12 protein-coding genes are annotated in these 11,735 nt (G+C 56.1%); all 12 read right to left on the bottom strand.

Translation table 11 applies throughout. From position 1 onward, the window contains the following. Positions 1-190: 190 nt before the first annotated feature. Positions 191-1,426 carry a hypothetical protein gene (locus ACWVCN_RS05690; RefSeq protein ID WP_455244569.1) on the bottom strand — a complete coding sequence of 412 codons (1,236 nt, stop codon included), beginning with the start codon at positions 1,424-1,426 and terminating at the stop codon, positions 191-193. A 25-nt stretch (positions 1,427-1,451) separates the two neighbouring features. Continuing rightward, positions 1,452-2,222, bottom strand: a complete 771-nt coding sequence (locus ACWVCN_RS05685) for a molybdopterin-dependent oxidoreductase (protein WP_455244567.1) — start codon at positions 2,220-2,222, stop codon at positions 1,452-1,454. Further along, positions 2,212-3,135, bottom strand: coding sequence for a cytochrome b/b6 domain-containing protein (locus ACWVCN_RS05680; RefSeq protein ID WP_455244566.1), 924 nt, complete (start codon positions 3,133-3,135; stop codon positions 2,212-2,214). Before ACWVCN_RS05680 ends, ACWVCN_RS05685 begins: the two co-directional genes overlap by 11 nt. Positions 3,136-3,288: 153 nt before the next feature. Continuing rightward, positions 3,289-4,392, bottom strand: a complete 1,104-nt coding sequence (locus ACWVCN_RS05675; RefSeq protein WP_455244565.1) for a glucose 1-dehydrogenase — start codon at positions 4,390-4,392, stop codon at positions 3,289-3,291. 14 nt (positions 4,393-4,406) lie between these two features. After that, positions 4,407-5,081 carry an alternative oxidase gene (locus ACWVCN_RS05670; protein WP_455244564.1) on the bottom strand — a complete coding sequence of 225 codons (675 nt, stop codon included), beginning with the start codon at positions 5,079-5,081 and terminating at the stop codon, positions 4,407-4,409. A gap of 55 nt (positions 5,082-5,136) precedes the next feature. Then, positions 5,137-5,403, bottom strand: coding sequence for a zf-HC2 domain-containing protein (locus ACWVCN_RS05665; RefSeq protein ID WP_455244563.1), 267 nt, complete (start codon positions 5,401-5,403; stop codon positions 5,137-5,139). Between the two features lie 72 nt (positions 5,404-5,475). Then, positions 5,476-6,198, bottom strand: a complete 723-nt coding sequence (locus ACWVCN_RS05660) for an RNA polymerase sigma factor (RefSeq protein ID WP_455244562.1) — start codon at positions 6,196-6,198, stop codon at positions 5,476-5,478. Continuing rightward, positions 6,195-6,461, bottom strand: coding sequence for an STAS domain-containing protein (locus ACWVCN_RS05655; protein WP_455244561.1), 267 nt, complete (start codon positions 6,459-6,461; stop codon positions 6,195-6,197). Before ACWVCN_RS05655 ends, ACWVCN_RS05660 begins: the two co-directional genes overlap by 4 nt. A gap of 298 nt (positions 6,462-6,759) precedes the next feature. After that, positions 6,760-9,570, bottom strand: a complete 2,811-nt coding sequence (locus ACWVCN_RS05650; protein ID WP_455244560.1) for a sigma 54-interacting transcriptional regulator — start codon at positions 9,568-9,570, stop codon at positions 6,760-6,762. Between the two features lie 113 nt (positions 9,571-9,683). After that, on the bottom strand, positions 9,684-10,421 hold the full coding sequence (locus tag ACWVCN_RS05645) for a TVP38/TMEM64 family protein (protein ID WP_455244559.1): 738 nt from the start codon (positions 10,419-10,421) through the stop codon (positions 9,684-9,686). A gap of 50 nt (positions 10,422-10,471) precedes the next feature. Then, the gene (locus ACWVCN_RS05640) at positions 10,472-11,524 is read right to left on the bottom strand and encodes a VOC family protein (RefSeq protein ID WP_455244558.1); all 1,053 of its coding nucleotides are present in this window, start codon (positions 11,522-11,524) and stop codon (positions 10,472-10,474) included. After that, a partial coding sequence (locus tag ACWVCN_RS05635) for a GMC family oxidoreductase (RefSeq protein WP_455244557.1) occupies positions 11,521-11,735 on the bottom strand: 215 nt, incomplete at its 5' end. The genes ACWVCN_RS05640 and ACWVCN_RS05635, both read right to left, overlap by 4 nt.

Below are 11,735 nucleotides of genomic sequence, written 5' to 3'. Positions count from 1 at the left end.
GTAACGGTTCACTGTTCAACCAGATTGGATTCGTAATGTCCGGCGCCTTCATTCCCACTCCCGCGTTCGCGACCACCCAAGTGACGAATAGGCCTAGAAGCAGGACTCCGAGCCCGGTTACGATACGTTCGATCATAGGTCGCTCCTTTCCACAGCGACACAGGAACACGGATTCACCGGGACGCTAGATCTACTTCGCGATCGCAATCGCCGGCGTCGGATATTTCGTGAGATCGGTCACTGTCATTTGGAATAAATTCGATAGCACCGCAAAGGCCTCCTGGTTCCAGCTCGGCACCATTCCCTGGCTGACCGGATATTTTCTGATAGAGTAAAACCGGCCGTCGAACGGCACAGAAAATTCATAGTCCTCCGGTTGCGATGCGGATTCTTCGATCTCCAGTGTTTTAGCCGGGTTTCTGACGACTGTCTTCGTTCGAGTATCCGGTGAGACCATCATCTCCGGCTCTTCTTCGATGCTCCGGGCTACAAACGCAATGATGGCATTCATGCTTCTCAGCAAAATTGCTCCCTTCAAGGGATACTCTCCACCGGGAAGGCCTGATCTGATGTCGACCATCACGTAGTCTGGCGGGAACCGCTGGGCATTTTCGTGTAATTTCCGACGTTCCTCGTTCGAAAGCCCCGCCGGATCATAGTTAGCGATCAACAATCGGCCGATCGCCTTTCGACGTACCGTGTGCACCTTCCCTTCGCTATCACCTTCCCAGCGGAAACCCTTCTCCAGTGCCCCCACTACTTCATCAGGATTCGGCGGGCGATTCGTCCTGACCGTGTGGCTTTCCTCAAACAGGATCGGTCCGACGAAGAGTTTACGTTCCGCATCGAGTCCGGCCATGTGGAGCAGGCGGCGGCGAAATTCGATATAGCCTTCGCCCTGGGACGGCGCGTTGAAGAGGACAGCAGGGCCACGCCCGTCGTCGAGGGCGATTCCCCTTGCCATGAGACGAAGAACCATGTTGATGTCATAGCCCTGCCGAACTAGGAATTCGAGCTTGTCCTCATCGAGCGGCCGCAATACGCGCTTGGTAAATTCCTCGCCTGTGATCGGCACGATCGTGATTGTGGGATTTTCAGCGACGCTGGCGGAGTACTCCAGATTGATCGCCCGTTCGGCCGCTTCCGGCGCAGGTCCAAACCCTCCGGTGATGCCCGCGCTCGTCCGAAAATCGAACGTTGCCGCCACGCTCGAAACCGCTGTGAAATGCACTGGCCGGTGATGGCGCGCCCGTGCGATGTTCAGGAGCAGCAGATCCGCTTCAACATAACTCACCGTACGATCGTACTCGATCACCGCCTTGTGCATTGCGACCGGAGACAAGCAGCCAGTCAACAGGACCAAACAGGCTGAGACTAAAGTGAAGACTGAACAGGCCTTCGTCATAACTCTGTCTGGGAACATCATCTTCTCTCCTTGACCTCAACCTGCCTTATATCCCCGCATACCACTCGTACCCCTGATCCTCCCAATACCCGCCTTTCCCCATGCCAATTCCATCCAGCGACTCCACTAGCTCGATCCGTTCAATGTACTTCGCCTGTTTGTAACCGAGCTGCCGCTCGAAGCGAAGTCGAAGCGGTGCGCCGTGAGGAATGTCGAGCGGTGTGCCGTTCAACTCATAGGCGAGAATCGTCTGTGGGTGGTAACAGTCGGCCAAGGCGATGCTTTCGTAATAAGGGATGCCTTCATCGTCCACATCAGCACAATGAAAGACGGCATACTTGGCGTTTGGTAACGGCTGTGTCAGCCGCAGCAACTCGCCGAGCGGGACCCCCGTCCACTTACCAATAGCACTCCAACCCTCTACGCAATCATGGCGTGTGATCTGGGTGCGCGCGGGCATTTCTTCAATGGCCGCCAACGAGAACATTGTGGGAGTCGTCACTAGGCCATCAATCATCACGTACCATTCGGCAAAGTCGGCCTGCGCCATCTCATGGTACTCTTCCGTACCGGGATCGGTGTTGCCGTTGGCAGGAAACACCTTCGAGACGTCGGCTTCGCTATATTCTTTTGCCAACGCGTTGGCTGGAGTCACCGCCCGTTGTATCAGGTCGCTTAGTCTCTCCGCCTTGTTCAGGATGCCGGGGAACCAGCTGCTATGCGTCAGGTTGTCACAGCCCCCGAGCGCTAAGAGACTTGCCGCCCCGACTGAGCCTTTGAGGAATCCGCGTCGTTCCATCGCTCGCTCATGCTTCATGCCTTGCTCCTTCATGCTTCAAGATAAAGTATCCGGTGATCATGGATCTGATGTTGTTGAAGAATCCCGTTAGCAAGACTTGCGACACGTGAACCACGATAAATCCAATGAAGGAAAAGCAGGCAACGAAATGAATCGTGCGCGCCGCTTGTCGTCCGCCAAACATCGTCAGCAGCCAAGGGAACGCGGTGTCGAGCGTCGGAGACATCGTGAGCCCAGTCAGGACGATCACCGGTGCGAGCCCGAAAATGACGCCTAGGTACGCCAGCTTCTGCAGCACGTTGTACCGCTTCGCCTCTTCCCCTCTCGGATGGCGCAACACGAGGTGGTCCTTCACGGCTTTGGGGATGTTGCCCAGATCTCGACTGGTCGGCAGCAAATCATTCTTCAAGTGTCGGCTGACGAGGGCGTAGCCAGCAAAGAACACTCCATTGATCACAAATACCCACGCGAAGAAAAGATGCCACTGCCGTCCCATAGCGAGCCATTTCGCACTGGGGATCGTAGCCCAAGCGGGAAACGCCCGCTTCGATCCGTTGGAATAGCCAAGCAAACCGGTTGTATCAAACGCTCGGCCGAGAATGTTCGTGACGCCACGGACTTCTCCGCTGTCAGTCGCCATGGGACGAATTGAGAACAATGGCTGGTCGCGATCCGACCGGTCTCCCCAATACAGGGCCGGATGGGCGTTGAAAATCTGCAGCCCGCTCATGATCAGGATGAACAGACAGACCACGTTGAGCCAATGGCCGATCCGGACAGGTAGCGGATGCCGATAAATGCGCTCTCTCTTGCCACTGGAGGCAACAAGTTCATGGGACGCTGGCGGATTTGCTTTTAAACTGCCATCTACCGTTTCTTTCCCATCCGACTGATCAGTTCCCGCCATCTGTCCTTCCATAAGATTCGGCATTGTGTCCTCACTTAAGGGAATATCTTTCAGTGTTCGCTAAGAGATAGTCGGTGTAACCTGCGGTGTCTTACAAGAGGAAGGAACGCTCTAGATTGTTTGATCCCACGAACACAAGTACACCTAAGCCGCCATCCACCTGTTCACAATACCTTCCTATTCGTAGGCAACGTTGACAAACACTTTGATTGCATTCCGTTCCATCGTCAGCGTCGATATTATGGCCTGATAGTTCTCCAACCCATCCACCGGATGGGTCAGTAGCTGTGGTAGCCAGCCTGGGAATTCCAGTTGCGCCCTGGCGAAGTCATAGACACCAGCTTCGAAGTATTCTCTGTTGGCGTTGACCGTGCCGACGACGAGCTTGTTTCCGAGCACGAAGTCCAGATTGATCTTGTCGGCAGGAATCGGATGTTGCCGGTCTCCCCCGGTAACGCTAGCCAGCACCAGCACGCCGTTTTTGCCCAAGGACTCCATCGCCTCGAAGACAACGGGCGAGAATCCCGTTGCCTCAAACATCAAATCGAACGGGCCGTACCGTTTTGCGGCCTCACGAATCGACAAGTCGCTGGTTGAGATGTAGCGGACGCCCAGTTGGGCTAAGAGATCAAGATTGCGAGATGGCCCGCTCTGCCTGCCGAAGCTGGTCACCTCAAGCCCCTTCATCCTCAATGAAAGAGCCGCCAGCAGGCCAACTGTTCCAGCACCCAGCACTGCGGCCTTCCTCGGCCGCCAGATCTTAAAGCGACGCTGCGCTTCATAAGCCTGGATGATCCCTTTTTCGATAATGGATGTCGGCTCAAGCAACACCGCGACATCTTTGAGGCCCTTTGGAATTTTGACGAGGTACTCCGGATCTTCGACGAACGTTTCTGTCAGGTAGCCATGTCGCAGGTTTATGCCACGCTCGTAGTAAGTATCCTCCAAGGTCATGTCGTATTGACCAACCTGATCGTAAAAGCTGCCACCGGGACGCCGTACTGTCGGCACAACATAGTCGCCGGGCATCAGTTCTGTAACATTAGGCCCGATTTCAAGGACCCGTCCAAAACATTCGTGCCCGATGACCAGGAAGTCGTATCCTGGAGGAGCTTGGCCGTATTCGGCCGCATTGATTTCTTTGTCTGTACCGTCCACACCGACGCGGAGTACCTGCACCAGTACGCCGCGCCCGCCGGGCACTTCGTGCACGGATGGTTTCGGTAGGTCGGCAAGATGGATGGAATTGGCTTTCCCGGGAATAACCGCCACGGCTTTCATGTGCCTCTCCTTGGCTATGCAAATCGGGCCATGCCCAGCTTCGTCATACTTTCGTTCTTATGAACCCGTTCGTCGTAACCGATCTGTCTAATCACATCGGCCATCGTGGCGAAGTTGCCGTAGTCTCTCTTAAAGGCACTGTCGAACTGGATCCGCTCCAGCTCCGGCTGCTCTTGCGCAAAGAGCATATATTCATGTTCGGCATGCGTCTCAAAATCCATGTTCAGACGATAGCTCCACTCCGGTTTGATCACATAAAGTAGCCAGCTGACCTGGTAATAGAAGAAGGCGATGATTTGCGGTGCCAGCCGATGGAGCAGAAAATTCTCCTTGATCTTGTGCTGGTGAATCCACTCTTCCAAGATCAACAGATGCCACTGCTCATTGTCTTGTTGGTGCCGAGCTTCCTTCACCCGTTCGAATACCCGCCGGGCAAAGTCTTCATGTTCGTATTGTTGAGTGATGGCGATATAGGCGACATGTTCCCAGGCTTGATAAGGCACCCGAGCGATTACTTCCAGCACCTTAAATTTGCTCCAGCTCCGTTTACGCCCATACAGGAGGTCCATTACAACAAAGAGAGTTTTGGCCAGGAGGCCATAACGATGTTCGGGCTCCGCCAGCGTTCTGAATTGCTCTATCCTGAGTTGTTCGGCACTCAACATTGTCATCTTGATCGTGGCGTCCATGGCTGTCAGTCGGCAAACGAGGCTGACTCTTACAGATGAATGAAAGCGGTCGGTCTCATGAGAGATGGTAGGCCGTGAAGTACTGGTGCAGAAGCAGTCGATTCATCGGAGTCGGGTAAATCTTCGGAAGTCTCCTGAGTGTGGATGACACGAGTGCAACTTGATGGAGGTAAGTTCGGCAGCGCTTGCAGTATGGGAGATGCCGGCTGACACGATGCTCTATAAGAAGCGGCAACCGTCCCTCGTGGTAGTCCGAGGCTCTGTCAGCAATGTCGCGGCAGGTGAACCCGCTATCAATCCATTGTGTCAGATGATCCTTCATCGGGGACTCTCAGGTTAAGGATTCAAACCTGTGTCCCTCACCCGCAGGCTTTCTTACAGCTCAATCACGCAGTCATTTAAGCGCTTTCTCCACGGCAACCCGCACCCGTTCCCTTGCCCGATGCAAGCGTACATATAGGTTGGTTTCAGTGATCTTCAGGATCTCACAGGCCTCCTTGGCCTCGACTCCTTCGATGTCGCGCAACACCAATACGTCTCGTAATGTCGCCGGAAGCTCCTCAATCGCCTTGTTCATGGCCTCGACGGCTTGCTGCGAGGCCAGGAGCTTTTCGGGCGTTTGATCGTCCCATGGTTGAGGAGGGAATGCCCAGTGGCCGGCCCATTCGCCGCTCGGCTGGAAGCGGGAAGGGTCGACCGCTTCCTCGTTGTCGTCTTCGTAGGTTTCGAACGCAGAGAATGTCGTATGGCGCTTCTCACGGATGCCGCGGTCCTTAGCCTTGTGAATCATGATGCCAAAAATCCAGGTGCGCAGCGAGGAGCGGCCTTGGAATCGATCCAGGCTTTCGATGACCGCCATCCAGGTATCTTGGACGACCTCTTCCGCCACTTCGCGGTCAGCCACATAGCCCATGGCCATCCTAATCAGCGCGCCATGATGTTGATTTACGAGTCGGTCAAAGGCGCCTTCGTCCCCGGCCTTGAGTTTGGCCAACAGTTGGCTCTCGGCGTTTGAGAGGGGAGACGTCTTCGGCGTGTGCGATACTTGTTGAGCCGACACACTGCTCATGGCGTGATTCAACGATCCGGTAAGGGTGGTGGTGTTCAGATTCATCATCGGCCTCCGGTCTGCAGCAGCTCCGTCACGAACCCGGGCGTGCTCATCAAGGTGACTTGCTTGCGGGGAAGGTTGTTCAGCACCTCCACGCCTCTCCCATCGACAAAATCCACTTGGGAACAATCGAGGAAGACATTCTTCATCCGTCTCAAATACGAACGGCATTCTCCGTCGAGTAGCGCCGCCCATTGATCCGTGACCTTGCCCTCAAGCTTAAGGAGGACATCGGTCCTGCTTTCCTGAATCTTGGTGATTTTCAACATCGTCTCCTGTTCTCCCTGTTGTTCCCGTTGCTGATCACCTATTCAGCAACAGGAATGCCAATCTCTAAATGTTCGAGACAATGTCTGGTAACTGATTGATGAATCAGGAGGAAGTGTGGAAGACGGGAGTGATGTGCGCGTGCAATCAGACCTGCAGAATTCCCAAAATATTGGGACCGTCCCAATTAGTTGGGGAGATTCATTGGGAACACAGCCTACTGAATATGGCCATGGGAGAGGAAAAGCTGAAGGGGCAAGAACGCCGGGGAGACTCTTAGAAACCCACCCCCCTCACGTTTTATTCTTCACGTTTTGCGCGGGAAATGCCGAGCTTCTTCATCCGGGCTTCGAGGGTGGTCGGCTTCAAATCGAGGATGGCTGCTGCACCTTTATCCCCGCTGACGCGCCAGTTAGTCTGTTCCAAGATATTGATGATGTGCTCTCGTTCCATCTCCTCAAGCGTGAGGGGATGGCCGTGACCAGTCTTGCTCGCTGAGGGTGTGAGCCAGTCGATTGACTCCAGTTCAGTACCCTCGCTCAGGATGACGGCCCGCTCGATCACATGTTCGAGTTCACGAATATTGCCCGGCCAGAAGTAGCGTTGGAGCGCGGTCATCATCTGCTCGGGAATTTTCGTAATCTTCTTGCCCAGATTCGTCGAAAACTTCCGCACGAAATACTGCACGAGCAGCGGAACGTCGCCGTCGCGCTCGCGGAGCGGCGGAAGATGGATCGGGAAGACATTCAGGCGATAGTAGAGATCGGCCCGATACTGGCCCGATTTGGAGAGTTGTTCGAGATTCCGGTTGGTCGCCGCAATCACCCGCACGTTGACTTTGAAGGTTTGATTCCCGCCGACTCGTTCAAACTCGCCTTCTTGCAACACACGCAACAGCTTCGATTGCAGATCGAGCGGCAATTCTCCGATCTCGTCCAGGAAGATCGTCCCCTTGTCGGCCACCTCGAAGCGGCCCATCTTTTTCGCCAACGCTCCGGTGAAAGCCCCTTTCTCATGACCGAACAGTTCGCTTTCGATCAGGCCGGACGGGATCGCCGCACAATTTACCTTCACCAGCGGGCGGCCCTTCCGTGGGCTCAGGTTGTGAATGGCACGCGCGATGAGTTCCTTGCCCGTGCCGGTCTCGCCGGTGATCAACACGGTCGAGTCGGTCGGGGCGACCCGTTCAATGCTCTTCAGGGCCTTCTTCAACGACGTGGATGATCCGATCAACTCTTCGAAGTTGTGGCTGCCCTTGATCTCTTCCTGAAGATAGACGGCCTGGGCTTCCAGCCTCGCCTTTTCCTGCTCCATCAACACCTGTTCGGTGATGTCGACAAACATGGTGCGGGTGTAGTTGCCAGTCCGATCCGGCCGCGACCACCATCTGATCCAGAGTGGCTTGCCGTTGTCCTTGCGGCGGAGTTCGAGCACGACGCCACTGGTATCGATCCCCTTGCCGATCGAATCGAATGCGGCCTTCAGTCGCTGCTGCGCATCCGGTGTATCGGGAATGAACGATTTGCCGTAAGTTCCATCCACCTGATCCGGCGTGATGCCGAGAGTCTTCATGGCTGTTTTATTGGCGCGAATGAACTTGGAGTCAAGGCCTTCGTTTACATAGGCGATCGGCGCTTCGTCGAACAAGTCGCGCAAGCGTTCTTCGTTGTCCTTGAGTTTCGATTCCATTTGGGCCCGTTCAAGCTCGGCGCCGGCCCGCGCGCCGAAGATTTTGAAGACCGACAAGTCGAGTTGCTCCAGCGCCATTGGCCGGCGGTCCATCACGGCGAGGTGTCCCAGGACCAGTCCCGCCATGCCCGTCACAGGAATCGCAAGGTAGCTTTCGACGCCCAATCCTTCCAAATCGTCCCTGTGCAATGGGAATGCGTCCGCCACCCGTTCGGGGCAGTGATACAGTTCACCGGCCAGCACCTTCTCGCATGGAGTTCCCGCAATGGTGTACTCGAAGTTGTCGAGAAAATGGTCCCCCGCCCAAAAGGCCAGGGTTCGCACTTTTGTGCGATCGACGCAAAACTCGGACACAAAGGCGTATTCCACTCCGAGAGCCTTGGCGAGATTCTTGACCAACGCCTGGGCAAATGGGCCGCCCAACACGGTGGCTGTGCCTTCTGCGATGGCCCGGAGCGTCCTGTCGCTCCGGCGTTCTCGCTGTTCGTGTGCTAAGCGGGTGAATTCTGCGGCGGCTCTCGTGGCAAAGACGCCGAGGATCGAGGTGACACGGACGTGATCGGGCATTGGCTTCGTATCCATGATCGCCAAGTGGCCGAGAACCCGGTCGTCCGCATCCACGATGGGCACGCCGCAGTAGCTCTCGACGCCGATTTGCTGAATCAATTCGACGTACGGATAGAGTTCCCTGAGCTTTACGGGATGATGGACGCATTTGCGCGATAATACAGTTTCGCAGGGACCTCTGGCCGGCACCTCGAAGGGCGGAAGATCCTGCCCCTTGCCCCACCCCGCTTTCGAGACGAACCGGGTGCCGTCTTCGCTCAGTTCGGAGATATACGCATAGTCGACTCCAAGCGTTGTGGCCAAATGGCGAACCAGTGAGGGGAAGAACTGCTCGCCGACTTTCGACTCCACCCCTTCAACGATTTCCTGAAGCAACGTGCTCGTTTCGGTCAACTCTTTGGTGCGGGCGACGATTCGCTCTTCCAGTTCATCCTGTGAACGGCGCAGCTGCTGTTCGACCTGCTTGAGCTCGGTCACATCGCGTGAGATGGCCAGTAACTTTTCCGGCTGGTTGTCCTTGTCCACAATAGCTGAGACGGTGACGTCCCACCATTTGGGTGTCTTAGTCTTGGTGGTAGCGAAGAATCCGGTGAACCGGCCGACCTTCCCGTTGCGGGCGGCTTCGATCGCCGAGCGGGCGCTGATTCTATCCTCCCCCTCCCAAAATTCGATCCAAGGTGTGCCAACAAGGGGACCGAAATCGCAGATCTCCAAGGCGGTCATCCCGTGGGCGTTCATGGACAGAAGATGTCCGTCAAGGCCGAGGACCTTGATGCAATCGCGGCTGCTCTCGATCAGGCGCGCGGCGAATTCCTCGCTGCGTCGGAGGGCTTCTACAAGATCAGGTGTGGACATCGGCACCACCCCTGGAGAGGGCTTTATGGATGGCAACGAGGCGGAAGTCTAGCACCGGTGTAGAGAGCCTTGCAACTAAGGGTAAACCAGGAGATAACATCCTCGAACGATGATCAAGAGAGGATCGCCCCGCAGCCGGTGCAGCGGGCCTTGAGAGGAATAGTGCGGCGGCCGGTTGGTGGGGTCTCGGAAGTGGGAAGCGGTCCCAGTAGCAGGCGCGCAACCGGACTTCCTCGGTATCTCGTGAGAAGAGACGGTAGAAACAAAAACAAGGCGACCATTGCTCCCCCTGCCGCGATCAGAGGCCACTGTGCGGTGAAGAAGGTGCTGCCGAAGTAGGTAAAGGCAACGGTGGGAGGGGTCGTGCCCAAGAAGGTGGCAACCGCAAAGGTCTTCAAGGAAATGTTTGTGAATCCGGCTCCATAGCTCACCATGTCGAATGAAAAAATCGGAATGAAACGGGCGAGAAACATCACGCCCATCAGTTGATGATCAGTACATGTTTGGCAAAACGTGTTCTCTGTCTTGAGGAATCGAGACAAGGCCTCGCGTCCCAGGGCTCGGGCGATGAGAAAGCAAATGATGGCTCCGATCTCCGCACCGATGACGGCGTAGAGCGCCCCGTAAAACGGACCGAACGCTGCCCCGGCAGCCAGATCCAACGGCAAGCTGGGAACCGGCGGGATGATGACCGCACAAACCATGCTGCTGATCAGGAGCAATGGCGCCAGCGGTCCGGCATCGTTCAGCCGCTGGGCTAATGCCGTCGGCGTGAGGTACCGTTCATAGTCGAATGACGAGAATGCCCACCAAGTTACGGCCACTACAATGATCCCGAGACACAGTTTCATCCATGTCGACATCGTCCGCGATATCCCACTCAAAACGGCCGTCACGGTGCTCATGGTGATACGAGTTGGATAGCATGCCCATCGGGATCTCTGATCAGGAGCGCTTTCGAGAATCCCAGGATTTTGTCTGATAAAGTAACGACGCCGCTTGAGACTGTCTGCGTGGCGCCATGAAGAGATGCTGCCGCCGCTTCCGCATCGACCACCACCAACGTCGTCTGCCAATGCCAGAGATCGGTCGGACTCGAATCAGACGGGGAAGCCCGGCCGACCGCCGGCGACTCGTATTCCAAGAACTCGACACCGGGCAGTCTTGTCTTTGCCGCTAACCCGGTCACTCGCACGCGCGCACCGGGGAGGCTGTCGAGATGCTCCTGCTCGATCCCGATGTTCAACGAACTGCCTGCGACCTTTAGGCCGAGCAGGTCACGGTAGAACTTCAGGCTGTTTTCGGAACTCCGCACTGTCATGGCCGTGTGGTCGATTCCCAAGAAGAGGTTCGAGGCGGGTGAAGAGGCCGTCTCACCGGCTCCAAATCGGGTGGGTAAGACCGTTTTGTGCCAGATCGGATTGCCTTTGCCTTCGGGGAACCAAAGCAGTTCGAGGTTGTGGCCGTCGGGGTCGCGAAATTTGATGGCTTTGATGCCGGCGGCCGCTTGGTTGGACAGAGGAATCGTCTGCGGCCTGGGCGAAATCTGGCGGACGTGATGGTTCCGCAGTTGCGTCCAGGCTGCCTCCATGTCGCGCACCACGATGGCGAAATGTTGAAACCAGAGATCATTACTATAGGAGGGAACAGGAATCGGCCTGAAGTCTGGCGGTGCGAGAAATTGAGTCAACTCGATCTGCTGCTCTCCGAGCTGCATCCGGACGATCCGCGCCCGTACGCCGAAAACTCCATAAAGCCGATCGTAATCCGGCCCGTCCACTTCTACGTCGCTGACCAGTCTGAATGTCAGCACGTCACGGTAGAAGGCGATCGTCCGGTCCATGTCGAACACGGTAAAGCCGATGGAGGCAACTGATTGCACTGCTACATCGGCCCAACATGGGGGAGTAAGCAACAAGAGAAAGAGCACGGTGATGCGAACGGCGACGGTCATCGCATTCTCTCTAAGAGGTGATCTCCCACGCGCAGTGAATTGGCGATGATTGTGAGTGACGGGTTCACCGCGCTGCTCGAGACGAAGAAGCTCCCATCGACCACGTAAAGATTATCGAGGTCGTGCGCCTTGCAGTTCACGTCCAGCACGCTCGCTTTGGGGTCACGGCCGAACCGGATCGTCCCGCACTGGTGTGCGGTCCCGGCGATCG

It is taken from the genome of Petrachloros mirabilis, assembly GCF_975968855.1.
This window is presented reverse-complemented; position numbering and strand designations above follow the sequence as displayed.